This is a genomic window from Herbaspirillum sp. YR522 (assembly GCF_000282575.1).
GTDB lineage: Bacteria > Pseudomonadota > Gammaproteobacteria > Burkholderiales > Burkholderiaceae_D > Herbaspirillum.
In genome coordinates this window covers 1-24688 of record NZ_AKJA01000049.1, presented here as the reverse complement: position 1 = coordinate 24688, position 24688 = coordinate 1, and the positions used below count along the sequence as shown (strand labels likewise).

The following is a 24688-nucleotide window of genomic DNA, read 5'->3' as shown; positions in this document are numbered from 1 at the left end:
CGAAAGCTGGGTGGTGCTATTCAAACAGGCCGCGTTCTAGCAAAATCCGACTGGCTTGTGGCCAGGCGCAAAAATCAGATGGTGCGCAGTTGCTGCAACAGCGCATGGACATGCGGCAGGTCGACCGCCGCCTCGGGCTCCTTGCGTGCCAGCAGCAAGTCCATCAGGTCGTGGTCGGTCAGGTCCATCAGGCGCGAAAACGCATCGACTTCGTCGTCCGTCATGTCGACTTCATGGGCGTCGAGGTAACGGGTCAGGATCAAGTCGTTCTCGAGCAGGCCGCGGCGCGCTCGCCAGCGCAGTCGCGCGCGTTTGGCCGGGTCATCCTGGTGACGTTCAGTCATGCACTCGCTCACTTCAATTCTTGTTTTAATCCGTGATACTACCGAATTTCGGCGATACCGGTGGCCACGCACCCGGATCGCCGGCACCCGGGTGGCCCGCACCTGCCTCGGCAGCCGGTGCGGGCAGGCCGCGCTTACACGGCACGACGCACCATCAGTTCCTTGATCTTGCCGATGGCCTTGTTGGGGTTCAATCCCTTGGGGCAGACATCGACGCAGTTCATGATCGAACGGCAGCGGAACAGGCGATACGGGTCTTCCAGTTCGTCCAGGCGGTTGGCCGTCGCTTCGTCGCGGCTGTCGGCGATGAAACGATAGGCCTGCAACAGGCCGGCCGGACCCACGAACTTGTCGGGGTTCCACCAGAACGATGGGCACGAGGTCGAGCAGCAGGCGCACAGGATGCACTCGTACACGCCATCGAGCTCTTCGCGCTGTTCGGGCGACTGCAGGCGCTCTTTCTCGGGCGGGATGCTGTCGTTGATCAGGTAAGGCTTGATCGAGTCGTACTGCTTGAAGAAGTTGGTCATGTCGACGATCAGGTCGCGAATCACCGGCAGGCCAGGCAACGGCTTCAACACGATCGGCTCGGTCAGCTCGTTGAGGTTGGTGATGCAGGCCAGGCCGTTCTTGCCGTTGATGTTCATCGCATCGGAACCGCACACGCCTTCGCGGCACGAGCGACGCAGTGCCAGCGAGTCGTCGACGTCGGACTTGATGCGCTGCAGCGCATCGAGCAGCATCTTGTCGGTTGGCTTGAGCTCGACCGTCAGGTCCTGCATGTATGGCTTGTCGTCCTTGTCCGGATCGTAACGGTAGATTTTGAATTTCAGGGTGCGAGTCATGTTGCGACCTCTTAGAAAGTACGTGCTTTAGGCTTAAATGTCTCGACCGTCAGCGGCTGCATGTTGACGGGCTTGTAATCGAGACTATTCCCCTCGGAAAACCACAGTGTGTGCTTGAGCCAGTTGACGTCGTCGCGCTGCTCGAAGTCGCTGTGGGCGTGAGCGCCGCGCGATTCCTTGCGGGCTTCGGCCGACGTGATGGTGGCCTTGGCGGTTTCGATCAGGTTGTCCAGCTCCAGCGCTTCCTGGCGGGCGGTGTTGAAGACCTTGGACTTGTCCTTGAACGAGACGTGCTTGCGACGCTCGTCGAGTTCCATGATCTTGACCTTGCCTTCGGCCAGCAATGCGTCGGTACGGAACACGCCGCAGTACTTCTGCATCGTGGCGCGGATGTCGTTGGCCACATCCTGCACGCGCTCGGAACCGGTGCTGGTTTCCAGGCGGGCGATGCGTTCCAGCGAACGGTCCAGGGCGCCGGCCGGGATCGGCTTGTGGCTCTGGTCCTGCAGGCGCGAACCGACGATGTGGTTGCCGGCAGCACGGCCGAACACCACCAGGTCGAGCAGCGAGTTGGTGCCCAGGCGGTTGGCGCCGTGCACCGACACGCAGGCGCATTCGCCGATGGCGTACATGCCCTGCACCACTTCCTTTTGCGAACCACCCTTGGGCGCGACCACCTGGCCGTACACATTGGTCGGGATACCGCCCATCTGGTAGTGGATGGTCGGCACCACCGGAATCGGTTCCTTGGTGGCATCAACGTTGGCGAACTTGTGGGCGATCTCGAGAATCGACGGCAGGCGCTTCTTGATGGTATCGGCGCCGATGTGGCGCAGGTCCAGCAGGACGTGGTCCTTGTGCGGACCGACGCCACGGCCTTCCTTGATTTCCTGGTCCATCGAGCGCGACACGAAGTCGCGTGGCGCCAGGTCCTTCAGCGTTGGCGCATAGCGCTCCATGAAACGCTCGCCGCTGCTGTTGATCAGGATCCCGCCTTCGCCGCGCACGCCTTCGGTGATCAGCACGCCCGCGCCGGCCACGCCGGTCGGGTGGAACTGCCAGAATTCCATGTCCTGCAGCGGCAGGCCGGCGCGTGCGGCCATGCCCATGCCGTCGCCGGTGTTGATGAAGGCGTTGGTCGATGCGGCCCAGATCCGGCCTGCGCCGCCGGTGGCGAACAGGGTGGTCTTGGCGTGCAGCATCATGATCTCGCCGGTTTCCATTTCCAGCGCGACCACGCCCAGCACATCACCTTCTTCGTTGCGGATGATGTCGAGCGCCATCCATTCGACGAAGAAGTGAGTCTTGGCGCGCACGTTGCGCTGGTACAGCGTGTGCAGCAGCGCGTGACCGGTACGGTCGGCCGCGGCGCAGGCACGTTGCACCGGCTTTTCGCCGAAGTTGGCGGTATGGCCGCCAAACGGACGCTGGTAGATGGTGCCGTCGGGATTGCGGTCGAACGGCATGCCGAAGTGTTCCAGCTCGTAGACCGCCTTGGGCGCCTCGCGGCACATGAATTCGATGGCATCCTGGTCGCCCAGGTAATCCGACCCCTTGACGGTGTCGAACATGTGCCAGTACCAGTTGTCCTCGGACATGTTACCCAGCGACGCACCGATGCCACCCTGGGCGGCGACCGTGTGCGAACGGGTCGGGAATACCTTGGACAGGACCGCAACGTTCAAGCCGGCTTCGGCCAGTTGCAGGGAAGCACGCATGCCGGAGCCGCCGGCGCCGACGATGACCGCGTCAAAGCGACGGGTAGTGATGGCGGATTTGATAGCAGCCACGATTTAAATTCTCCACAGAATCTGCGCGGCATAGCCTGCGCAACCAACCAGCCACAGGATCGTGGCAACTTGCAGAACCAGGCGCACGGCGACCGGTTTGACGTAATCCATCAGTGCATCGCGCACGCCGATCCAGGCGTGGAAGAACAACGCCATCAGGGTGACGAAGGTGGCGATGCGGAACCATTGATGCGAGAACAACGCAGCCCAGCCCTGGTAGCTGAAGTTGGTCGAGGTAAAGAAGCACACCAGCAGGATGATGGTGTAGAGCGCCATCACCACGGCAGTGGCGCGTTGCGCCAGCCAGTCGCGCAGGCCGTAGTGGGCGCCCACGACCAGGCGCTTTGATCCGATATTGTTGTTAGCCATTTTCAGAATGCTCCGAACAGTTTCAATGCAACCACGACCGCCAGCGCGATGCTGACAGCCAGAACGCCGACCGACGACTTGCGCGCGCTGTCCTTGTCCAGGCCGATATGGTTATCCATGATCAGGTGGCGCATGCCGGCACAGAAGTGGTGGAGGTAGGCCCAGGACAGGGCCAGGATGACCAGCTTGGTGAACCAGTGCGACGCATAGCCCTTCAGGTAGGCGAAGGTGCCTTCGGACAGCAGGCTGTTATCCAGCAGGAACAGGATGAAAGGCAACATCAGGAACAGGAACAGCCCGCTGATACGGTGCATGATCGACACCAGCGCAGCCAGTGGCATGCGGTAACCCGCGATTTGGGTAAGCTGTATGTTACGAAATTGTGGCCGTGGTGGTTTAGCGGCTTCAGACATACAAGGTTCTCCTCAGATTAAAACAATCTTTGCAATTTTCGCCGATTTTCCAAATTACCATCAACTATTATTCCGCTACGCAGCACACTGTGAGACGCCGAACAACGCCCCTTTTGTCACGCCAGCGAAACATCGACGAAGGCAGTTCAGCTCAGCTCACTCTGGTAATGATGATCGGTCGTCAGGTACAGGCCGCGCCGCATTTCCACCGGCTTGTCGCCGTAGGTGAATGAAGCGCGCTCCACACTCAACAACGGCGTATGGGGCGGCACCCCCAGGATTACCGCGGATTCCGGGTCCGCCCCGACGGCACGAATGCGCTCCTCGGCGCGGATCATGCGTGTTCCGAATTCCGTTTCGAACAAACCGTACAGCGGCCCCCGGTACTCGGCCAGGCGCTCGGCCGTCAGCCCCTTGAAGGTGCCTCCGGGGAGCCAGATCTCTTCGAGGATGATGGGAACCGCATTAAAGGATTTGACGCGCTTGATGAAGATCACCGCGTCGCCGGACTTCATGTCCAGCTGCCGCGCCACCTCGGCCGAGGCGCGCACCCGCTTGACATCGAGAATCTTGTTTTCGGGGCGCTGCGGCTCTTCGCTGTCGGCCATCAGGCGCAGGAAGCGGAACTGGGCCTGGGTCTCGTGATGGGTGGCCACGAAGGTGCCCTTGCCCTGGCGACGTACCACCAGGTTCTCGGCCGCCAGCTCATCGATGGCCTTGCGCACCGTGCCCTGGCTGACCTTGAAGCGCCCGCCCAGCTCGACTTCGCTGGGAATGAGCTCGCCCGGCTTCCACTCGCCCGCCTCCAGGCGCTGCATGATGAGCGCCTTGATCTGCTGGTACAGGGGACTGAAGGTAGGCGCCGGACTTGGACTGTTAACACCCGACCCCGCGCCTTGCGCGTCACCGTTGTTCGAATTGGGCAGGATCGAGCTCATAACCCCGAATTTCAACACAAAACGAAGTTCCCCGTCCAGAAAAACCTACGCAATAATATGTCTTATATAAGACATAAGATATTGATTGACACCGTGTTTCGGCACGCCTACACTCGCGAGCAACCTGAAAAGCCAACAAGCAGATGTGGCGCGACCTTCCGGGCAATCAACAGGAACGAGAATCGATCTCATTCAGCCATGCCGGTTTTGGTGTTTTCATGTAGATGGCAAACAAGTCGGACCGTTTTCGCGCCGGGCCATGAGGTCATCCGCTAAAGCAATGACTCGCTGCCTTTTCGACGGTATCATGGCGTGCCCGACGATAAAGAATACGAGAAATCAGCGCATCTGCGCTGATCAGAAGCAACCGCAACAGGTCCGTCCCGCCAGGTGCGATGACCACCACGTGCGCTTCATGCAGTCTGGAATGCTTTTTTTCATCACCTCTTTGGAGATTCAACATGGCTAAAGCCCCTAAGCGTGTTGCCGTCACCGGCGCCGCCGGTCAGATCGGTTACTCACTGCTGTTCCGCATCGCCAACGGCGACCTGCTCGGCAAAGACCAGCCGGTCATTCTGCAACTGCTTGAAATTCCCGATGAAAAGGCCCAGAAGGCGCTCAAGGGCGTCATCATGGAAATCGACGATTGCGCCTTCCCGCTGCTGGCTGGCGTGACCGCCCACAGCGACCCGATGACCGCATTCAAGGATGTCGATGTCGCCCTGCTGGTCGGCGCCCGTCCGCGCGGCCCGGGCATGGAGCGCAAGGACCTGCTGGAAGCCAACGCCCAGATCTTCACCGTCCAGGGCAAGGCGCTGGACGCAGTCGCTTCGCGCGACGTCAAGGTGCTGGTGGTCGGCAACCCGGCCAACACCAATGCCTACATCGCCATGAAGTCGGCCCCCAACCTGCCGGCCAAGAACTTCACCGCCATGCTGCGCCTGGACCACAACCGCGCCCTGTCGCAAGTGGCGGCCAAGATCGGCAAGCCGGTCGCTGCCATCGAGAAGCTGGTGGTGTGGGGCAACCACTCGCCCACCATGTATGCCGACTACCGCTTTGCCACCGCCGATGGCGCATCGGTCAAGGACCTGATCAACGACCAGGTCTGGAACAAGGACACTTTCCTGCCGACAGTGGGCAAGCGCGGCGCGGCCATCATCGAGGCACGCGGCCTGTCGTCGGCCGCCTCGGCCGCCAACGCGGCGATCGACCACGTGCGTGACTGGGTGCTGGGCACCAACGGCAAGTGGACCACCATGGGTGTGCCATCGGATGGCTCCTACGGCATCCCCGAAGGCACCATGTTCGGCTTCCCGGTGACCACCGAGAACGGCGAGTACAAGATCGTCCAAGGTCTGGAAATCGACGCCTTCTCGCAAGAGCGCATCGACCTCACGCTCAAGGAACTGCAAGAAGAGCGCGACGGCGTGAAGCATCTGGTCGGCTGATGACCAGGCGCGGCGGGCAGGTCACTGCCGCCGCGCCATTTTTTCTCTGATCGACAACATTACTTTCGAGCAGCAATGCATCCCTCCCAGGTCCTGTTCCCAGGTGCGCAGCAGCCAGTGTCGCTGCCGGTCTGCGATCACTACGCCGGCTCCGAGAAGCTGATGCGCAAGTCGATGGCCCTGCAGCAGGAACGCGGTCCCGTGTTCGACATCACGTTCGACTGCGAGGATGGTGCAGCCGCCGGCAATGAAGCCGCCCATGCACAACTGGTGGCGGCGCTGATCAACGCTCCCGACAATCGTCACGGCCGCATCGGCGCGCGCGTGCATGACTTCGGCAGCGCCTATTTCGAGCAGGATATCGCCATCATCTGTGGCCAGGCCGCGCAGCGACTGGCCTTCGTCATGCTGCCCAAGGCCGATGGCGTCAACGACGTGCTGCACGCCCTGGAAGCGATCAACCTGACTTGTGCCACGGCCGGGCGCCACGCGCTGCCGCTGCAGGTCCTCATCGAGACCCACGGTGCGCTGGCCGACGTCTGGAAGATCGCCGCGCTGCCGCAGGTCGAGTCGCTTTCGTTTGGCGTGATGGACTTCGTGTCGGCCCATCATGGCGCCATCCCGGCGGCCGCGATGCGCTCGCCGGGGCAGTTCGACCATCCTCTGGTGCGGCGTGCCAAGCTCGAGATCGCCGCCGCCTGCCATCGGCACGGCAAGGTCGCTTCGCACAACGTCACCACCGACATCATCGACACCGGCACCGTCGCCGACGACGCGCGACGGGCCGCCCAGGAATTCGGCTATACCCGGATGTGGAGCATTCATCCGGGCCAGATCGGGCCGATCGTGCAGGCCATGTCCCCTTCCGCCGAGGAAGCGGGCCAGGCGGCACAAATATTGCTCAAGGCAGAGGCAGTGCAATGGGGGCCCATCGAGCATCAGGGCAATTTGCACGACCGCGCCAGCTATCGGTATTACTGGTGCATCTTGCAACGTGCCCACGCCGCCGGCGTGGCGCTGCCGCCGCAGGCTGCTACCTGGTTTGCCGATGGCGCCCACCCGTCCAACAACACGCAGTAACGACATTGAACCTGATGAAAAAACATTTGACCGCAGTCGCCCTGATCGGCGCCCTCTTCGCCATGGCCGGCATCGCCACGGCACAGGCCCAGAGCACCACCACTTCCACCAAGAGCACGGCCAAGACCACTGCCAAGAAGCCCGCTGCCAAGAAGAAGGCGCCGGCCAAGAAGGCTGCCGCGGCCGCCGCACCGGCGGCCAAGATGCCGTTCTCGTCGGACGCCGAGGACGACGACAGCGAACCTGAACTGGGTGGCACCGTGTCGGCCGACTACAACTGCGAGCTGGGCCACAAGCTGACCATCTGGAAGAACGAAGCCGACGATCGCCACATCGCGATTCGCTGGGACAAGAAGATCAATCGCCTGACCCGGGTCGAGACCACCACCGGTGCGCACCGCTTCGAGAACCGCAAGCTGGGCCTGGTATGGATCGGAATCCCGGCCAAGGGCCTGCTGCTGGATTCGAAGAAGGGCCAGCAGTTGGCCAACGAATGCAAGAACCCGGAACAGCAACAGGTTTCGGCAGCCGCGGCCGCGCCGGCGGTGGCAGCCGTGCCGAAGAACTGAAGCCGGCACCTATCAAGGTTTCGCGGTTGACGACGTAATCACAGAATCAGGCAGCACCCAGCAGTTTGAACATTGCAGCGCAAAGCGGATTCGACTAACTAGACTCGTTTCACGAGGGGCGAGACGAGTTCTAACATTTCTAATTGTCATAAGGAGAAGAGGCCATGTCTCGCAACACATTGAACACCCTGAAGGAATTCAAGATTTCCGGTTCCAAGAAGGGTAAGTTCTACTCCCTGCCCGCGCTGCAGAAGTCGCTGGGCATCAACATCTCGCGCCTGCCGGTGTCGATCCGTATCGTGCTCGAGTCGGTGTTGCGCAACGTCGATGGCCAGAAGGTGACCGAAGAGCACGTCAAGGAACTGGCCAACTGGGGCGCCAAGGCCGCCCGCGTGGACGAGATCCCGTTCGTGGTGGCGCGCGTGGTGCTGCAGGACTTCACCGGCGTGCCGCTGCTGGCCGACCTGGCCGCCATGCGCAACGTCGCCAGCAAGCTGGGCAAGAACCCCAAGAACATCGAACCGCTGGTGCCGGTCGACCTGGTGGTCGACCACTCGGTGCAGATCGACCACTTCCGCGAAAAGAAGGCGCTCGACTTGAACATGAAGCTGGAATTCACGCGCAACAACGAGCGCTACCAGTTCATGAAGTGGGGCATGCAGGCATTCGACACCTTCGGCGTGGTGCCTCCCGGCTTCGGCATCGTGCACCAGGTCAACCTCGAATACCTGGCACGCGGCGTGCACAACAAGAGCGGCGTCTACTACCCTGACACCCTGGTCGGCACCGACTCCCACACCACCATGATCAACGGTATCGGCGTGGTCGGCTGGGGCGTGGGCGGCATCGAGGCCGAAGCCGGCATGCTGGGCCAGCCGGTCTACTTCCTGACCCCGGACGTGGTCGGCGTGAACCTGACCGGCGCCCTGCGCGAAGGCGTCACCGCCACCGACCTGGTGCTGACCATCACCGAATTGCTGCGCAAGACCAAGGTCGTGGGCAAGTTCGTCGAGTTCTTCGGCGAAGGCACCAAGTCGCTGTCGCTGACCGACCGCGCCACGATTGCCAACATGGCCCCTGAATACGGCGCCACCATGGGCTTCTTCCCGGTCGACGATGCCACCATCGAGTACTTCAAGGGCACCGGCCGCACCAAGGCCGAAATCGACGCCTTCCAGGCCTACTTCCAGGCGCAAGGCCTGTATGGCGTGCCCAAGGCAGGCGATATCGACTACACCCAGGAAGTGTCGCTGGACCTGGGCTCGGTCACGCCTTCGCTGGCTGGCCCGAAACGTCCTCAGGACCGCATCGAGATCGGCAACGTCAAGTCGAACTTCACCGAACTGTTCACCAAGCCGGTGGCCGAGAACGGCTTCAACAAGAAGGCCGAGGACCTGGGCGCGACCTACAAGAACGCCGACGGCATCGACATGCACAACGGCGACGTGCTGATCGCCGCCATCACCTCGTGCACCAACACGTCCAACCCGAGCGTGCTGCTGGCCGCCGGCCTCTTGGCCAAGAAGGCGGTGGAAGCCGGCCTGAAGGTGGCGCCGCACATCAAGACCTCGCTGGCCCCTGGCTCGCGCGTGGTGACCAAGTACCTGGAAGCCGCAGGCCTGCTGCCCTACCTGGAAAAGCTGGGCTTTGGCGTGACCGCCTACGGTTGCACCACTTGCATCGGCAACGCAGGCGACCTGACGGCGGCGATGAACGAGACCATCGTCAAGAACGACGTGGTCGCGGCCGCCGTGCTGTCGGGCAACCGTAACTTCGAAGCGCGTATCCACCCGAACATCCGCGCCAACTTCCTGGCCTCGCCACCGCTGGTGGTGGCCTATGCCATCGCCGGCAACATGACCCGCGACCTGATGACCGAACCGGTCGGTCGCGGCAAGGGCGGCAAGGAGATCTTCCTGGGCGACATCTGGCCGACTTCGCACGAAATCGAGAAGCTGATGAAGTTCGCGTTGAACGGCAAGGTCTTCAAGGAGAACTACGCCGACGTCAAGGGCGCGCCGGGCAAGCTGTGGGAAGCCATCAAGGGCACCGCCAAGGGCGAGGTCTACAACTGGCCGACCTCGACCTACATCGCCGAACCGCCGTTCTTCGAGAACTTCACCGAAGTGCCGACCTTCACCGCCGCCGGCATCACCGGCGCGCGCGCGCTGGGCGTGTTTGGCGACTCGATCACCACCGACCACATCTCGCCTGCCGGTTCGATCAAGGAATCCAGCCCGGCCGGCAAGTGGCTGCAGGCCAACGGCGTGCTCAAGGCCGACTTCAACTCGTACGGTTCGCGTCGCGGCAACCACGAGATCATGATGCGCGGCACCTTTGCCAACGTCCGTATCAAGAACCTGATGATCCCGTTGAAGGCCGACGGCTCGCGCGTCGAAGGTGGCATCACCATCCACCAGCCGAGCGGCGAAGAAACCTCGATCTACGACGCGGCCATGCAATACGTCAAGGATGGCGTGCCGACCATGGTCTTCGGTGGCGAAGAATACGGTACCGGTTCGTCGCGCGACTGGGCTGCCAAGGGTACCCAGCTGCTGGGCGTGAAGGCGGTCATCGCCCGTTCGTTCGAGCGCATCCACCGTTCCAACCTGGTTGGCATGGGCGTGCTGCCGCTGCAGTTCCTGGGCAACGACAGCGTGCAGACGCTGGGCATCACCGGTGACGAGGTGTTCGACCTGAAGGGCCTGGAAGGTCAACTCAAGCCACAACAGGAAGCGACCCTGGTGATCCATCGCAAGAACGGCGAGACCCGCGAAGTCACGCTGCTGTTGCGCATCGATACCCCGATCGAAGTGGACTACTACCAACACGGCGGCATCCTGCCGTTCGTGCTGCGCCAGTTGCTGGCTGCCTAAGCAGCCGCGGTACAGCGCAAAAAAAAACGCCGGATTCGTCCGGCGTTTTTTGTTTTGCGGCGCCGCCGTCGAGGGCGCCCGCGACGGACGCCGGAATCACCCACAAATCATCTACAATACTGGGTTTTACTTGCTGCGAACCCATTCCATGCGTCGTCCTGCCAAACGTACTTCTTCCAAGCTCTCTTCCGATAGCCAGCACCTCGTGACCTTTGCGCAGGCCATCGCGCAGGCCTCCAGCCGGCTTGAAGAAAAAGCCTGGCAAAAGCCGCTGGACGCCCTGCTGCTCAAGTTATTGCGCGCCGGCAACCAGCCGCTCATCGATGCCGCCCTGGACCACCTGTTCAAGGCCGACCTGGGTGCCTACGACGTGCTGATCGAAGCGGTCGAGGCCGGTAGCGAATCGACCACGCTGGAGTTCGAGCAACAACACTACGATGTGCAATTATTGGTGTTGCCGATCCTGGCCTGGACCCGCTTCTCGATCGGCTCCGGACCGCTCAACGCGGACAGCCAGGCCGCGCTGGCGGCCCACCTGCATGCCCACGTGCTGGCCAGCGACGTGCGCCTGGCGCTGGCGCCGGCCCTGCTGGCAATCGAACAGCTGCCGCGCTACCACACCGAGGTATTCGGACTGACCCAGCAGATGGGGCTGGCCGCGCTGACCAATTCACCGGTCCAGCTCAAGCCCGAGCAGCAGCCGGCGGTGGCGTTCCTGGCCGACACCCGCTACGCCATCGCGGCCGTGGCGGTGCCTGCGGGTGGCGCCCTGTTCCACTGGCAGGAGCGCGAGCAGCAGAACCAGTTCGCCGCCGGCAAGCTGGCCGCTTCCGAGGCCTGGAAGCAGCAGGTCACGCCGGTGCTGGCGCGCAGCCTGCCCGGTTGCAATGTCGAGCTGCTGCTGCCGCAGCCCTACTATTTCGGCTGCCGCGACGCCGACAAGCGGATCCGCCCGGCGTCGATCCGCGCCGCCGATTACTTCCTGACGCAGACGCTCGATATTTCATCGGCCGAGCTGCACGCCAGCATCGGTGGCTTCTCGGAAGATATCAACGGCCAGATCGACGAATACCGTATCGGCTTTGCCATCGGCGGCGACCCGACCGTGGTGTATGGCACCGTATGGCCCCTGTATGAAGAAGAAAGCGGCGAAGAGCAGTTGCTGGCGCTGGTGTCGGACGTGGCCATCGATGGCCCCACCGCCAGCCCGCTGCAGGAACTGCTGACGGTCTTGCGCGAATGCGGCATCGTGCATATCAAGCACCATGACGAGCGCTTCACGATGGAGTTCTGCGACGACTGCGGCGCGCCGCTGTTCCCCGACCGCGACGGCGAACTGGTGCACGCCGAGATGCCCGAGGACACACCACCAGCGGCCGAGCATTTCCATTGAACCTGCCGGCGCCGGGGCCGCTGGCGTGTCGATGCAACACACACCCGCCGGCGACACGCCTGGGCCACAGTAAAAAAGGCATCCACCAACACTGGTGGATGCCTTTTTCTTTTCCGGGTCGGGCATGACGCCCGCCGTGCTGCCAGCACGCCGGCGAGACACCCCGCCAGCGCCATGCGGCCTCAGTTTGTCTCCTCCTGGCCCTGCAAGACCAGGTGTGGCGGTGCTTCAGGCCGCCAGCTTTTCGATCAGGCCCATCTCGGCGCTCGACATCAGCTTGTCGATGTCGACCAGGATCAGCATGCGCTGGTCCAGCGTGCCCAGTCCGATCAGGTAGTCGGAGTCGAAGGTGGTGCCCATTTCGGGCGCCGGCTTGATCTGCTCCTGGGTCAGGGTGATCACGTCCGAAACGCTGTCGACCACCATGCCGACCACGCGGCCGGAGATGTTGAGGATGATCACGACCGTGAACTGGTCGTAGGTCGGCTCGCCCAACTGGAACTTGATACGCATGTCAACGATCGGCACGATGATGCCGCGCAGGTTGACCACGCCCTTGATGAACTCGGGCGAATTGGCAATGCGGGTGACGGCTTCGTAGCCGCGGATTTCCTGCACCTTCAGGATATCGATCCCGTATTCTTCCTTGCCCAAGGTGAAGGCGAGGAATTCATTGCCGCTACCCTCGGCTTTTTCGCCGAAGCCGGAAAGATTCTTGGAAGCAATGTCAGACATGGTTGAGGCCCTTTAAAATTCAGGAAAATACAGATTCATCGGTCATTTGGCGGCTGGAACGCAGCAACGCTGCCACATCGACAATCAGGGCGACGCCGCCGTCACCGAGAATGGTGGCGCCAGAGATACCGGCCACCTTGCGATAATTCGATTCGAGATTCTTGACGACGATCTGTTGCTGACCGATCAGGTCGTCAACGAACAGCGCCGCCTTCTTGCCATCGGACTCGAGAATCACCACCAGTCCCTGGGACGGATCGGTGAAGGACGGTTCGATATTGAACAGATGATATAGCGGAATCAACGGCAAGTACTCGCCGCGCACACGCAGCACCTGGCCCTGGCCGCTGATTTCCTTGATATCTTGCGTCAAAGGCTGCAAAGATTCAACTACATATCCCAGCGGCAAGATATAGACCTCTTGCCCGATACGGATCGACATGCCATCCAGGATCGCCAGCGTCAACGGCAGCGAGATCGAAATGGTGGTGCCGAAGCCCTTGCTGGAGCGGATATCGACGGCGCCGCCCATGGCCAGGATGTTGCGCTTGACCACATCCATGCCGACCCCGCGGCCCGATACGTCGGTCACCTGCTCGGCGGTCGAGAAGCCGGGCTCGAAGATCAACTGCCACACTTCGGCGTCGGTCAGGTTGTCCGATACCGGCATGTCCTGCTGCTTGGCCTTGGCCAGGATCTTGTCGCGATTGAGGCCACCGCCGTCATCGGTGACCTCGATGATGATGTTGCCGCCCTGGTGCTCGGCCGACAGCGACAAGGTCCCCGCTTCGGCCTTGCCGGCCGCGCTTCGTGTCTCGGGCAGCTCGATGCCGTGGTCGATGCTGTTGCGCACCAGGTGGGTGAGCGGATCGACGATGCGTTCGATGAGCCCCTTGTCGAGCTCGGTGGCGGCGCCATGGGTGACGAACTCGACCTTCTTGCCCAGCTTGGAGGCCAGGTCGCGCACCATGCGCGGGAAGCGCGAGAACACGTAGTCCATCGGCATCATCCGGATCGACATGACCGACTCCTGCAGGTCACGGGTATTGCGACTGAGCTGGCTGACGCTGTTGAGCAGGTGCTCGTGCGTCATCGGGTCGAGATTGCCGACCCGCTGCTCGATCATGGCCTGGGTGATCACCAGTTCGCCCACCAGGTTGATCAACTGGTCGACCTTCTCGATGCTGACACGGATCGAGGACGACTCGTGACCGGCGGCCGCGGCCGCCTTGGCCGCCTTCTTCTCGATCGAGACCTGCTCGGTGATCGACAAGTGCGCTTCGTCCGGATGCGGCTCGGGCTCCGGCTCGACCTTGCGGGCCGAGATATCGAGCGGCACGAACGGGGCGAAGAAACCGTACCCCTGGCTGCGCTCGCGGTCCTCGATGGCGGTGTGGTTGTCCAGGAAGCCGTAGCCCTGCTGGCGCTCGCGTTGTTCCTGGGTGACGAAGTTGTCGAAGAAGCCATACCCCAGCTCTTCTTCGGAGGCGGCGGCGGGCGCCTCGACCGCCTGCGAGATCTTGAGATCGGCGACCTCGACGATGAAGGCGCAGATGGCGATGACGTCGTCCAGCGGCTCGGCCGTGTCGAGCAGGAACACCCAGCGCCCCTCGGGCGACTTCGACTTGTCGATGGTGCCCATCATGGCCAGCTCGTCGGCCAGCGCCTCGCCGTCCTTGTCGGTCACTTGCGGCAATTCGATGCGGTAGCGGCGCTTGCCGCCCGGACCGACCAGCGCTGCCGGCGGCGCCACCACGGGCTTGGCCAGCGGCGCGGGCGTGCCGGCGCCTTGCGACAGCGACAACAGCAGCATGCGCACATCGCCCACGGCGTCGAGGTCGACCGCGGCGCCGTGCTTGTGCCCGTCGAGCATCGATTTCAAGACGTCCTTGGCGGCCAGGAAGGCGTCGACGTGTTCGCTGGTCAGCGCCATCTGGCCCTGGCGGATACGATCCAGCAGCGATTCCAGTACGTGGGTGACCTCGGCGATGTCGGTCAAGCCGAAGGTCGACGACCCACCCTTGATCGAATGGGCCGCACGGAACACGGCGTTGAGTTCCTCGGGGTCGGGGTCAGCCACATTGACGGCCAACAATAGCTTTTCCATTTCGGCGAGACCTTCTTCGGCCTCGTCGAAAAACACCTGGAAAAACTGGCTCATATCAATGCTCATGCCATGACTCCGTCACTTATACGGTACGTGCTGCTTTTATTTTTCGAAATCAACCGATGACTTTTCTGACGACTTCAGTCAGGCGCTGCGGGTCGAAGGGCTTGACCAGCCAGCCATTGGCGCCGGCCGCCTTGCCCTTGGCTTTCATTTCGTCGCTGAATTCGGTGGTCAGCATCAGGATGGGCACGCGCTGGTAGCTGGTCAGCTCGCGCAGCGAGCGGATCAGCGTGAGGCCATCCATGCGTGGCATGTTCTGGTCGGTGAGCACCAGGTCGAAGGTATGCGATTTGGCCTTTTCAAGCGCATCGACGCCGTCTACCGCCTCGGTGACGTTATAGCCCGCAGCCTTCAGACTGAATACCACCATCTGACGCAGAGACCCTGAATCATCTACTGCGAGAATCGTTTTCGACATTGTTACTCCCTGTTCTTCATTTAGCGTCACATGGCGCGGCGGATCATGCCGCACCATCGTCACAAACCCTTTTTGCCGTGTCGACCTGGCTCCAGCGCGCGCCACATGGCGCTACCGGGCTCCCTGTGCGATCAAAACAGCTCGATATCGCCGCTTTCCATCCTGGTCTGGCGCACGGCCTTCCACAATCCGCTTTCCAGCGCCGCCAGTCGCTCTTCCATGGCGGTGACGGTATTGGTCAGCAAGGCTTCGAGCTGCTCGTCGCTGTGCTCGAGATCAGGCACGATCTCGAAGCTGTTGGCGCTGAGCACGCCGAGCGCCTCGCGCAAGCCGATCACCCGGCGCACGATGCGCTCCAGCAACTGGCTGGTCATGTCCTGGAACTGCAGCCCGGTGACCGCGGCATTGACATGCTGGTTGACCGCACCCTGCATTTGCCTGAGCTTGTCGATGCTGGCGGCATCGAGCTGGCCATCGCCGTTCATCACCGATTCCAGCAATTGCTGCTGCGCCTGGACCGCGTGATGCAGGTCCATGAAACTGGACCCGAGCTTGCCGATGGCCTCGCCCAGCAAGATATTGGTCTGGACCAGATCGGATTCAACTTCCGTAAGCTGGCGGCTACCGCCGCTCGACGTATCGAGCAACAAGCGCTTGAGCTCGTGCAGCATGGTCTTAGTCGGCATACCCGGCACTTCCTGTGGTCAATTGAAACATACGTCAGTTCGGCGTCGCTGGCACCGAGAGCCCTTGCTGGACCTCGGCGTCGGTGGAAACATTGAGCGAACCGCTATCCTTTTCCACCAGCTCCTCGGCCTTCTTGTTCATCACGATGATGCTGATGCGGCGATTGATCGGATTGAACGGGTCTTCCTTGTCGAGCAGCACCGCCGACGACAAACCCACCACCCGCAATACCTTGGACTCGTCCATGCCGCCGACGATCAGCTCGCGCCGCGAGGCATTGGCCCGGTCGGCCGACAGTTCCCAGTTGCTGTAGCCTTTCTCGCCCCGCGAGTACGGTGTGGCATCGGTGTGCCCGGACAGGCTCAGCTTGTTGGGTACGTCATTGAGCGCGCGGCCGATCTCGTGCAGGATATCCTTGGTGTACGGCTGCAGCTGGGCACTGGCCAACGCGAACATGGGTCGATTCTTTTCGTCCACGATCTGGATGCGCAAGCCTTCGGAGGTGATATCGAGCAGCAGCTGGTTCTTGAACTGCTTCAAGGTCGGGTTCGAATCGATCGCCTTCTCGAGCTTCTGCTTGAGGTTTTCCAGGCGCACGCGCTCGGCGCGCTCGACTTCTTCCTGGGCCGACTTGAGCGTCTGCTTGCGGGTGACGACATCGTTCTCGCCGCGCCGCAACTGGCCGTCCTGGCGGGTCAGGTCCTTGCCACCGCCGGGCAGCACGGTATTGGCGTCACCGCTGCCGGAGCCGCCTGCCATGGCCACCTTGAGCGGGGTCTTGAAGTATTCGGCGATGCCATTGAGATCGCCCTTGGCGGTCGAACCCAACAGCCACATCAACAGGAAGAACGCCATCATTGCCGTCACGAAGTCGGCATAGGCGATCTTCCAGGCGCCGCCGTGGTGACCACCGCCGCCCTTCTTGATGCGTTTTACGATTATGGGACGTAGCCCTTCGTCGGCCATGTCTCTACTCCTGCTGGTGTCTTGTCATTGCGTTCGAATCGATCTGCCGGCCCGGGCTTACTTGCCCTTGGCCTGCTTGACGTGTTCTTCCAGCTCGAGGAAGGTCGGGCGTTCGGTCGAGAACAGGACCTTGCGGCCGAATTCGATCGACAGCGCCGGTGCATAGCCGTTGAGGCTGGCCAGCAGCGTCACCTTGACGCATTGGTAGATCTTGGTCGATTCGTGCAGCTTCTGCTCGAGCAGGCTCGACAGCGGCCCCACGAAACCGTAGGCCAGCAGGATACCGAGGAAGGTACCGACCAGCGCGTGCGCAATCAGCATGCCCAGTTCGGATGGCGGAATACCCACCGATTCCATCGTGTGCACCACGCCCATCACCGCGGCCACGATACCGAACGCCGGCAGGCCATCGCCCAGCTTGGCGATGCAATGCACCGGGATCTCGCCTTCGTGGTGGTGGGTCTCGATTTCGTTGTCCATCAGGTTTTCGATCTGGAAGGCATCCATGTTCCCCGATACCATCAGCCGCAGGTAGTCGGTCATGAATTCGATCAGGTGATGGTCGGCCAGTACGCCCGGATACTTGCTGAAGATCGGGCTGTTCTCGGGTTCCTCGATATCGCCCTCGATCGACATCAGGCCCTCCTTGCGCGACTTGGTCAGGATCTCGAACAGCAGCGCCATCAGTTCCATGTACAGGCCCTTGGTGTAGCGCGAGCCCTTGAACAGCGACGGCAACGCACCCAGCGTGGCCTTGATTGCCTTGCTGTTGTTACCGACCAGGAAGGCGCCTGCGCCCGCGCCGCCGATCATCAGCACTTCGAGCGGTTGCCACAGGGCCCCCAGGTGACCGCCGGCCATGGCAAAACCGCCGAAGACGGAGCCACAGACAATGACATATCCAATAATGACTAACAAGTGCCTACTCCCGTCCAGATGGCGTTGAGTGTTTCTTCACGAATGTCAGATTACATGTATTCCATTCAAGCAAATGGGGGAATACATATCCGAAAAACGTCCTTCCTTTTCGATTACGGCGCAAAACCGTAAAACTTAATACGTTGCGTATCGCCATGATGAACTCTTTCGAGGCCGGCAGGTCGCTTCACATGCACCAACCGTGCAGCACCCGCCCGCCCTCCTCGGGCTGCATCACGATATCGGGCTCGGTACCGGGAATATGGAATTCGTAACTCAATAACAGCGACCCGGGACGCATTTCGGCCGATGCCTTCTGCCACAGGGCCAGCATGGCCGCCGGCGACAGGTAGGCGAAGATGACGTCGTAGTCGGCAAAATCGAGCCGCAGGTAGTCGCCGCGCACGAAGTGGCAGCGATTGCCGGCCAGGGCCGCCCGTACGCGGCTGACCGCCCACGGCAGCGGCGCGATCTCGATACCGGTGAATTGACTGTCGGGCCGACGTCGCGACAATTCCAGCACCGCCCCACCCAGGCCGCTGCCGATATCCATGAAGCGCACCGGCCGCTCGGCCGGCAGGCACTGCGCCACGGCATTCCAGGCCGACAGGCCGGATGGATAGAACGGCACCTGGCTGCGGAAGGTGGACCAGAACAACACCAGCATGAACAGGAAGACGGCCAAGAACAGCCAGGAAGGAAGGTGCAGGCGGGCCACACCGAAGGCCGCCAGCGGAAACAACAGCAGGATGAACCACCACCATGGCGCCATGCGACGCAAGCGCGCGGCCAGCGCGGCCAGCACGCCGTGCAGCAATGCCATCTGGAACGGGGAAAAACCGGACCATCCGGCCCGCCGGGCCAGGATATCGATCACGTTGGCGCCCACCAGCGCCAGCACCAACAGCAGCAGGGCCTGCATGGCGGGCGCCTGCCAGAGCGGCCGGCGCCCCGGCCCCTGGTTCGGAAGCGGCGTCACTATGCCGGGCGCCTCATGCTGGAACCAACCGCCCCGCCAATGCCACTGATCGTCATGCAGGAATCGATCGCCCGTCCCGAGCCGATCAAGCCAGTGCCACCTGCGGCAGCGCGGCCGCTACCGGGAGCCGGGCAGGTTCGGCCAGCGGCACGCCGATGGCGTCCTTGGCCTTCTTGGTCTTGCCGGCGCGCGAAGGCATGTGGCACAGGCCGCACAGGTAATCCTGGTGCAGGTCCAGGCGATGCACCACGAAATGACCGTTGCATTTGCAGCAAGGAGTGGTGGTGAGCATCTTGCTCTCGAAGAAACGCACCAGGGTCCAGGCGCGGGTCAGTGACAGTACCGGCTCACCCGATTCGGTCTGGCCGACTTGCTCCAGATACAGCTTGTAGGCTTTCATCACGGCCTCGATGCCGGAGATACGGGCATGGCCGAGCAGGTACTTGTGGACGTTGATGAACAGCGAAGAATGGATATTGGGCTGCCAGGTGATGAACCAGTCGGTCGAGAACGGCAGCATGCCCTTCGGTGGCGATACCCCCTTGAGCTCCTTGTAAAGCTTCAGCAGGCGCTCGCGCGACAGCGAAGTCTCGGATTCCAGCAACTGGAGGCGAGCCCCCAGGTTGATCAGCTCTATGGCCAACTGAATTTCCTGCGCCTCTGTGACAACGCTCTTCTTCGCCATGTGACTACCCCCCGATAATTTCGTACTGATTGTTGATCCCGCAATCCACCTGTATGCGAGACCGATGATCAACTTCCAAGACATGCTTGGCCCAACGTCACCCCTGCCTTGGCCGTACTGCCGGTGCCCCGCACCGTCGGCCGTGTTTCTTGTCTTGTTGTTTTACGAAATCTGTTCGCCCGGCTGGCAAGCCATCAGGATCGCCGCATGCGACTGCGCCAGGCTCTTGTCCTTGTTGTAGTTGGTCAGCATGCCGAGAATGGCACCATCGTCGAAGCGAAAGCGTGTCAGCATCATGTTGGTCCCCGCCAGTTTCATGATCTGCACATTGCTCAGGCCCTCGATCAGGTCAGCGATTTCGGCGCTGATGCCAAGGCGGAAGATTGCCGTTGGCTTGTCTGACCGAATCATCTGCTGCGCCAGCATCAGATAACTCAGATTGGCGTCACGAATCTCCGCCATCATGTCGTTGGTATTCATATCGACCCCACCTCAAAGGAAAGCTGCTTACAGTCAGTTACATTTACTTGACTGCAAGCCAATTCTGAGGGGGGCAAGGAAGGCGGGAAATTAGACTTGGTCGGTATTTTTCGTAAGCTTACCGCCTATAGGCGACGTAGGATTTTGTCTTACAAAAAACGACGATAGTGTCGAAAAAATCAGCACGAAAAATATGCGAGGCAGGCAGCGAAAGACTTTCAAGCTTCATTTCACTTTGATGACAGAAAAAATTTCCGTCATGAAACGCGTCGAAAAACTTGCCTGACACACAATAAAACAATGTGTAAATTCCGGCGATGGAACCAAGTCATGTTGCTTGGTGACGACTAGCTCATCAACGAAAGTTCATATTTCGACAATTCACAATTACAACACTGTAGATTTTCGAATAACCCCTGCGCGCAAACTTGCGTGGTTTTACAAGACCTCACGCCGTTTGCGCAACGTCGGGCCACGAGACCACCGTGAAGCAAATTGTAGAACGGGCGTACGCGTTTCAAAGCGCGAAAAAGGTGGAGAAATTACGTCCATTCAACTATTTCCGGCCAGGCGCGCTTGCCTATGCCTGCATCGCATGCAACGCAGCTTCGATGTCGCGGATCAGGTCCTGCGGCGACTCGAGGCCGATGTTGAACCGCACCAGTTGCCCGCCCTGCTGCCAGCCCTCGCGCATGCCGGCCATCCGATAAGGTACGCACAGGCTGTGCGCCCCGCCCCAGCTGTAGCCGATCTTGAACAAGCGCAGGCTGTCGACGAACAGGTCGGTCTGGCGCTCATCGAACTGGGGGTCGAAGATGACCGAGAACAGCCCCCCTGCCCCGCTGAAATCGCGCTTCCAGAATGTGTGTCCGGGACAGTCCTCGAACGCCGGGTGCAGCACCCGGGCGATTTCCGGGCGTGCCTTGAGCCAGCGCGCCACCTCGCGTGCGGCGGCGTCATGGGCATCGAAGCGCAATCGCATCGATGACAGGCTGCGCAGCACCAGGTAGACGTCGTCCATGCCCACTCCGAAACCCAGGCGTGCGTGCGCCAGTTCGAGTCGTTCGTTGAGTGCCTGGTCGCGCACGATGACGGCCCCCATCAGGACGTCCGAGCCGCCGGACTGGTATTTGGTCAGGGCCTGCATGACGATGTCGACACCGTGGTCGAAGGGCTTCAAGGCCAGCCCGGCCGACCAGGTATTGTCGATCGCCACCAGCACGCCACGGGCATGTGCGGCAGCGCAGATGGCGCCGATATCGGGCACTTCCATGCTCACCGAGCCCGGCGCTTCGGTCCAGATCAGGCGGGTGGCGGGGGTGATCAACTCGGCGATGCCGGCGCCGATCATCGGATCGTAGAAGCGCGCGGTGATGTTGAAGTCGCGCTCCAGCCAGCGACTCAGGTCCTTGCTGGGACCGTAGACGTTATCGGGCAGCAGCACGTCGTCGCCGGACTTGAGCAGGGCAAAGTTGATCATCACGATCGCGGCCAGCCCGCTGGGCGTGACGCGGCAATAGTTGCCGCCTTCGATCTCGGCCAGGCGCGCCTCCAGCACGAAGCTGGTGGGGGTGCCGTGCAGGCCGTAGGTATAGCCAAGTTTTTCGCGCCAGTCGCGCGAGCGCATCGTGGCCACATCCGGGAAGACTACGGTGGAGGCATGATGGATACCCACCGGAAAGGCCTCGAAACCGTCCGGCGCACGATAGGCGCTATGGACGAGGGAAGTCTGCGCAGTATTTTCTTGATCGGACACGACACACCTCTGACGAAAGACTGGAAAAGAGCGGCCGGCCGCACCGGCCGCTCAGGGTAGTTGCAACGAGAAGGGGCGCGTCACCGAGCCATCGGCACTGGACCAGGTGCCGACGATCGCGGCGCCCTGGCGGTGGCCTTCCCACTGGCCGGACACGTCGCGGCCATTGCGGGATTCTTCCATCACCAGGTCATCGCCTTCGACCTCCCCGGCCAGCAGGATCTCGGTGGACTCGCCGAAGACGAAGTAGCGGCCCTGCAGGCCATCTTCGTTGTGCTTGGGCCCGATCGTGAGCTGGATGCGCTGGCCGTCGAGTTCGCCCCGTAACACCTGCGAGCGGTCCATCAGGCTTTGCCGCAGGTTGCCGGCAGCATCGTCCGCGCCGGCCTGTGCCCGCGCCAGCGCCGAGAACAGTGCCAACGTGAGCGCCACCAGCCTGGTGCGCCTCACTCGGCCGCACCCCACAGGTCGTGGGCATCGGCGGCGGTGATGCGCACTTCGACGAACTGGCCGACTTCGAGCTTGCGATGCGGTTCGAACGGCGGCTTGACATACACCACGCCATCGATCTCGGGTGCATCGGCATAGCTGCGCCCGACCCCGCCATTGCGGTCGACCTCGTCGATCAGCACCCGCAGGGTCTTGCCGACCTTGGCCTGCAGGCGCTTCTTGGAGATGTCTTCCTGCAGTTGCATGACGCGGCCACGCCTTTCCTCGCGCAACTCCTCCGGTACCGGATTGGCGATCTCGTTGGCGGTGGCGCCCGCCACCGGCGAATAGGCGAAGCAACCCAGCCGGTCGATCTCGGCCTCCTTCAGGAACTCGAGCAGGTACTCGAACTCGGCCTCGGTCTCGCCGGGAAAACCAGCGATGAACGTGGAGCGGATCGTCAGGTCAGGGCACAGCGCGCGCCAGGCCTGGATGCGCTCGATGTTCTTTTCGCCGTTGGCCGGTCGCTTCATGCGCTTGAGCACATCCGGATGGGCATGCTGCAGGGGCACGTCGAGGTAAGGCAGGATCTTGCCTTGCGCCATCAACGGCATGATCTGGTCGACGTGCGGATAAGGATAGACATAATGCAGGCGCACCCAGGCACCGTACTGTGCCGCCAGCTCGCCCAGCGCACCCACCAGTTGCGTCATGTGGGTCTTGATCGGGCGCCCGGCCCAGAAGCCGGTGCGGAACTTGACGTCGACGCCATAGGCGCTGGTGTCCTGCGAAATGACCAGCAATTCCTTCACGCCCGCCTTGAACAGGTTCTCGGCCTCCAGCATGACATCGGCGATCGGCCGCGACACCAGGTCGCCACGCATGGAGGGAATGATGCAGAAGCTGCAGCGGTGATTGCAGCCTTCCGATATCTTCAGGTAGGCGAAGTGCTTGGGAGTGAGCTTGACGCCTTGCGGCGGCAGCAGGTCGATGAACGGCGCATGCGGCTTGGGCAGGTGCCGGTGCACGGCCTGCATGACCTCGCCCACGGCATGCGGCCCGGTCACTTCCAGCACCTTGGGGTGGATCTTCTGGATGATGTCATCGCCTTCGGCGTCCTTCTTGGCACCCAGGCAGCCGGTGACGATGACCTTGCCGTTCTCGTTGAGCGCCTCGCCGATGGCGTCCAGCGACTCTTGCACTGCGGCATCGATGAAGCCGCAGGTATTGACGATCACCAGGTCGGCGCCGTCGTAGGACTTGGCGGTGTCGTAGCCTTCCGCCCGCAGCTGGGTCAGGATCTGCTCGGAGTCGACCAGGGCCTTGGGGCAGCCGAGGGAAACAAAACCGACCTTCGGACTGGACGGCAAAACGGGAGAGGAAGCGTTGGACATGATAGGAGGCTGGCTGGAAAAACTGGCTAAGGCGGAAAAAAGCTTTAAAAATCAGGGCAGTATTGTACCGCGTCCGCCACCGTCGACGCCACCGGAGCGCAACGCACGGCAAAAAACAAAATGCCGCCCGCAACGCGGACGGCATCGGTCAAGCCAGCGGCCCGACGACACGCTACTTCTGGTCTGGCGGATTGACGAACGGGAAGGTGCCGAACATGTTCTTGGTCTGGCTCTGCATCTGCTCCTGCATCTGCACGAACAGGTTCTTGCTCTGCTCGATGTAGTTGCTCATCATGCCCTGCATCATCGGCCCCTGGACGTTCATGAACTGGCTCCACATTTCGGGGCTGAACGGCTTGCCCTCGTACAGGCCCTTGGAATTCTCGGCCAGCTTGTTCTGGATGTCGATGAAGGTCTGGATGTTCTTCTCGAGGTAGGACCCCATCATGCCCTGCATCGCGTGGCCGTAGTAGCGAATGATCTGCGACAGCGCCGCGCTGGAGAACATCGGTGCGCCATGCGATTCTTCCTCGAGGATGATCTGCAACAGGATGCTGCGGGTCAGTTCGTCGCCGTTCTTGGCATCGACCACCGTGAATTCTTCGTTGTCCAGCACTAGCTGCTTGACGTCGGTCAAGGTGATGTAGGAACTGGTCTGGGTATCGTAAAGACGGCGGTTGGGATACTTCTTGATCAATCGATCGGCCGAATTTTTTGCTTTGGTCATCTGAAGTCCAGTCTCTCTCTTTTAGCCGGTTGCCGGCTATTGTTTGCAGCGAATGCGGGCCGCTTCAGTGCATTCCCAACCCGCAGGCGTGTGGGGCATTCTCGACTGCCCTCTCTATTGCTTCCAATACGTGACTCTGCAAGGCCGCCGCTTTTGCGCAGCAACATGCGTGATCATTATAGGGGGAACGGGCCCCGATGGGTAAGCCTATATTGCTGCGCAAGCCCCCGTGGAGAAGGACGAATGGCTGCCGCTGGCAAGGCCGGGGGCAGCCAG

The 24688-nt window shown here is 61.6% G+C and carries 25 protein-coding genes; 5 read left to right on the top strand and 20 right to left on the bottom strand.

The genetic code is table 11. The features are described 5' to 3' along the window. Window positions 1–74: 74 nt before the first annotated feature. From PMI40_RS08645 to PMI40_RS23785, 7 genes are all read right to left on the bottom strand, one after another. Complete coding sequence (locus tag PMI40_RS08645) at window positions 75–344, bottom strand: succinate dehydrogenase assembly factor 2 (protein ID WP_008114210.1); 270 nt, start codon at window positions 342–344, stop codon at window positions 75–77. A gap of 134 nt (window positions 345–478) precedes the next feature. Further along, complete coding sequence (locus tag PMI40_RS08640; RefSeq protein ID WP_008114208.1) at window positions 479–1189, bottom strand: succinate dehydrogenase iron-sulfur subunit; 711 nt, start codon at window positions 1187–1189, stop codon at window positions 479–481. A gap of 11 nt (window positions 1190–1200) precedes the next feature. Continuing rightward, a complete protein-coding gene (gene sdhA / locus PMI40_RS08635; protein WP_008114206.1) occupies window positions 1201–2979 on the bottom strand; it encodes a succinate dehydrogenase flavoprotein subunit in 1779 nt (592 codons plus the stop codon). Between the two features lie 3 nt (window positions 2980–2982). Continuing rightward, complete coding sequence (gene sdhD, locus PMI40_RS08630; RefSeq protein WP_008114203.1) at window positions 2983–3348, bottom strand: succinate dehydrogenase, hydrophobic membrane anchor protein; 366 nt, start codon at window positions 3346–3348, stop codon at window positions 2983–2985. A 2-nt stretch (window positions 3349–3350) separates the two neighbouring features. Further along, the gene (gene sdhC / locus PMI40_RS08625) at window positions 3351–3761 is read right to left on the bottom strand and encodes a succinate dehydrogenase, cytochrome b556 subunit (RefSeq protein WP_008114201.1); all 411 of its coding nucleotides are present in this window, start codon (window positions 3759–3761) and stop codon (window positions 3351–3353) included. A 146-nt stretch (window positions 3762–3907) separates the two neighbouring features. After that, the gene (locus PMI40_RS08620; RefSeq protein WP_008114200.1) at window positions 3908–4699 is read right to left on the bottom strand and encodes a GntR family transcriptional regulator; all 792 of its coding nucleotides are present in this window, start codon (window positions 4697–4699) and stop codon (window positions 3908–3910) included. A gap of 265 nt (window positions 4700–4964) precedes the next feature. After that, window positions 4965–5162, bottom strand: coding sequence for a hypothetical protein (locus tag PMI40_RS23785; RefSeq protein WP_157221478.1), 198 nt, complete (start codon window positions 5160–5162; stop codon window positions 4965–4967). Here PMI40_RS23785 and PMI40_RS08610 point away from each other — a divergent pair. From PMI40_RS08610 to PMI40_RS08590, 5 genes are all read left to right on the top strand, one after another. Continuing rightward, window positions 5161–6150: a malate dehydrogenase gene (locus tag PMI40_RS08610; RefSeq protein ID WP_008114198.1), complete on the top strand. Its 990-nt coding sequence runs from the start codon at window positions 5161–5163 to the stop codon at window positions 6148–6150. The genes PMI40_RS23785 and PMI40_RS08610 overlap by 2 nt on opposite strands. A 75-nt stretch (window positions 6151–6225) precedes the next feature. After that, window positions 6226–7230 carry a CoA ester lyase gene (locus PMI40_RS08605; protein ID WP_008114196.1) on the top strand — a complete coding sequence of 335 codons (1005 nt, stop codon included), beginning with the start codon at window positions 6226–6228 and terminating at the stop codon, window positions 7228–7230. Window positions 7231–7244: 14 nt separating this feature from the next. Then, on the top strand, window positions 7245–7799 hold the full coding sequence (locus PMI40_RS08600) for a hypothetical protein (protein WP_008114194.1): 555 nt from the start codon (window positions 7245–7247) through the stop codon (window positions 7797–7799). A 164-nt stretch (window positions 7800–7963) separates the two neighbouring features. Continuing rightward, window positions 7964–10675, top strand: coding sequence for an aconitate hydratase AcnA (gene acnA, locus PMI40_RS08595; protein ID WP_008114192.1), 2712 nt, complete (start codon window positions 7964–7966; stop codon window positions 10673–10675). Between the two features lie 148 nt (window positions 10676–10823). After that, on the top strand, window positions 10824–12068 hold the full coding sequence (locus tag PMI40_RS08590; protein WP_008114190.1) for a DUF2863 family protein: 1245 nt from the start codon (window positions 10824–10826) through the stop codon (window positions 12066–12068). A 228-nt stretch (window positions 12069–12296) separates the two neighbouring features. Here the strand turns inward: PMI40_RS08590 and PMI40_RS08585 are convergent, their stop codons facing one another. The 13 genes from PMI40_RS08585 to phaR form a co-directional block, all read right to left on the bottom strand. Continuing rightward, window positions 12297–12803 (bottom strand): chemotaxis protein CheW, encoded by a 507-nt coding sequence (locus tag PMI40_RS08585; RefSeq protein WP_008114188.1) that lies wholly within the window; start codon window positions 12801–12803, stop codon window positions 12297–12299. Window positions 12804–12822: 19 nt separating this feature from the next. Beyond that, window positions 12823–14976, bottom strand: a complete 2154-nt coding sequence (cheA, locus tag PMI40_RS08580; RefSeq protein ID WP_008114186.1) for a chemotaxis protein CheA — start codon at window positions 14974–14976, stop codon at window positions 12823–12825. Window positions 14977–15025: 49 nt separating this feature from the next. Next, entirely contained in the window at window positions 15026–15391 is a 366-nt protein-coding gene (locus PMI40_RS08575) for a response regulator (protein WP_008114184.1), read from the bottom strand. Window positions 15392–15522: 131 nt separating this feature from the next. After that, the gene (locus PMI40_RS08570) at window positions 15523–16077 is read right to left on the bottom strand and encodes a hypothetical protein (RefSeq protein ID WP_008114181.1); all 555 of its coding nucleotides are present in this window, start codon (window positions 16075–16077) and stop codon (window positions 15523–15525) included. Between the two features lie 34 nt (window positions 16078–16111). After that, complete coding sequence (gene motB / locus PMI40_RS08565; RefSeq protein WP_008114179.1) at window positions 16112–17044, bottom strand: flagellar motor protein MotB; 933 nt, start codon at window positions 17042–17044, stop codon at window positions 16112–16114. Between the two features lie 57 nt (window positions 17045–17101). Next, a complete protein-coding gene (gene motA / locus PMI40_RS08560; protein WP_008114176.1) occupies window positions 17102–17962 on the bottom strand; it encodes a flagellar motor stator protein MotA in 861 nt (286 codons plus the stop codon). A 187-nt stretch (window positions 17963–18149) separates the two neighbouring features. Beyond that, window positions 18150–18884: a class I SAM-dependent methyltransferase gene (locus tag PMI40_RS08555; RefSeq protein ID WP_008114174.1), complete on the bottom strand. Its 735-nt coding sequence runs from the start codon at window positions 18882–18884 to the stop codon at window positions 18150–18152. A 142-nt stretch (window positions 18885–19026) separates the two neighbouring features. After that, window positions 19027–19626, bottom strand: coding sequence for a flagellar transcriptional regulator FlhC (gene flhC / locus PMI40_RS08550; RefSeq protein ID WP_008114172.1), 600 nt, complete (start codon window positions 19624–19626; stop codon window positions 19027–19029). A gap of 162 nt (window positions 19627–19788) precedes the next feature. Next, window positions 19789–20106: a flagellar transcriptional regulator FlhD gene (gene flhD, locus PMI40_RS08545; protein WP_008114171.1), complete on the bottom strand. Its 318-nt coding sequence runs from the start codon at window positions 20104–20106 to the stop codon at window positions 19789–19791. Window positions 20107–20686: 580 nt separating this feature from the next. Next, a complete protein-coding gene (locus tag PMI40_RS08540) occupies window positions 20687–21862 on the bottom strand; it encodes a cystathionine beta-lyase (RefSeq protein ID WP_008114169.1) in 1176 nt (391 codons plus the stop codon). A 51-nt stretch (window positions 21863–21913) separates the two neighbouring features. Continuing rightward, entirely contained in the window at window positions 21914–22312 is a 399-nt protein-coding gene (locus PMI40_RS08535; protein WP_008114167.1) for a hypothetical protein, read from the bottom strand. Further along, window positions 22309–23685: a 30S ribosomal protein S12 methylthiotransferase RimO gene (gene rimO, locus PMI40_RS08530; protein WP_008114165.1), complete on the bottom strand. Its 1377-nt coding sequence runs from the start codon at window positions 23683–23685 to the stop codon at window positions 22309–22311. Before rimO ends, PMI40_RS08535 begins: the two co-directional genes overlap by 4 nt. 172 nt (window positions 23686–23857) lie before the next feature. Then, a complete protein-coding gene (gene phaR / locus PMI40_RS08525) occupies window positions 23858–24412 on the bottom strand; it encodes a polyhydroxyalkanoate synthesis repressor PhaR (RefSeq protein WP_008114163.1) in 555 nt (184 codons plus the stop codon). Between the last annotated feature and the right edge of the window lie 276 nt (window positions 24413–24688).

Coding starts and splice junctions, on each gene's coding strand:
- PMI40_RS23785 (WP_157221478.1), bottom strand. CDS start 5,162: ATGTTGAATCTCCAAAGAGGTGATGAAAAAAAGCATTCCAGACTGCAT.
- PMI40_RS08645 (WP_008114210.1), bottom strand. CDS start 344: ATGACTGAACGTCACCAGGATGACCCGGCCAAACGCGCGCGACTGCGC.
- PMI40_RS08590 (WP_008114190.1), top strand. CDS start 10,824: ATGCGTCGTCCTGCCAAACGTACTTCTTCCAAGCTCTCTTCCGATAGC.
- phaR (WP_008114163.1), bottom strand. CDS start 24,412: ATGACCAAAGCAAAAAATTCGGCCGATCGATTGATCAAGAAGTATCCC.
- PMI40_RS08605 (WP_008114196.1), top strand. CDS start 6,226: ATGCATCCCTCCCAGGTCCTGTTCCCAGGTGCGCAGCAGCCAGTGTCG.
- PMI40_RS08555 (WP_008114174.1), bottom strand. CDS start 18,884: ATGCAGGCCCTGCTGCTGTTGGTGCTGGCGCTGGTGGGCGCCAACGTG.
- rimO (WP_008114165.1), bottom strand. CDS start 23,685: ATGTCCAACGCTTCCTCTCCCGTTTTGCCGTCCAGTCCGAAGGTCGGT.
- PMI40_RS08640 (WP_008114208.1), bottom strand. CDS start 1,189: ATGACTCGCACCCTGAAATTCAAAATCTACCGTTACGATCCGGACAAG.
- acnA (WP_008114192.1), top strand. CDS start 7,964: ATGTCTCGCAACACATTGAACACCCTGAAGGAATTCAAGATTTCCGGT.
- cheA (WP_008114186.1), bottom strand. CDS start 14,976: ATGAGCATTGATATGAGCCAGTTTTTCCAGGTGTTTTTCGACGAGGCC.
- flhD (WP_008114171.1), bottom strand. CDS start 20,106: ATGAATACCAACGACATGATGGCGGAGATTCGTGACGCCAATCTGAGT.
- PMI40_RS08620 (WP_008114200.1), bottom strand. CDS start 4,699: ATGAGCTCGATCCTGCCCAATTCGAACAACGGTGACGCGCAAGGCGCG.
- PMI40_RS08570 (WP_008114181.1), bottom strand. CDS start 16,077: ATGCCGACTAAGACCATGCTGCACGAGCTCAAGCGCTTGTTGCTCGAT.
- PMI40_RS08585 (WP_008114188.1), bottom strand. CDS start 12,803: ATGTCTGACATTGCTTCCAAGAATCTTTCCGGCTTCGGCGAAAAAGCC.
- PMI40_RS08575 (WP_008114184.1), bottom strand. CDS start 15,391: ATGTCGAAAACGATTCTCGCAGTAGATGATTCAGGGTCTCTGCGTCAG.
- flhC (WP_008114172.1), bottom strand. CDS start 19,626: ATGGCGAAGAAGAGCGTTGTCACAGAGGCGCAGGAAATTCAGTTGGCC.
- sdhC (WP_008114201.1), bottom strand. CDS start 3,761: ATGTCTGAAGCCGCTAAACCACCACGGCCACAATTTCGTAACATACAG.
- PMI40_RS08600 (WP_008114194.1), top strand. CDS start 7,245: ATGAAAAAACATTTGACCGCAGTCGCCCTGATCGGCGCCCTCTTCGCC.
- sdhD (WP_008114203.1), bottom strand. CDS start 3,348: ATGGCTAACAACAATATCGGATCAAAGCGCCTGGTCGTGGGCGCCCAC.
- motB (WP_008114179.1), bottom strand. CDS start 17,044: ATGGCCGACGAAGGGCTACGTCCCATAATCGTAAAACGCATCAAGAAG.
- PMI40_RS08610 (WP_008114198.1), top strand. CDS start 5,161: ATGGCTAAAGCCCCTAAGCGTGTTGCCGTCACCGGCGCCGCCGGTCAG.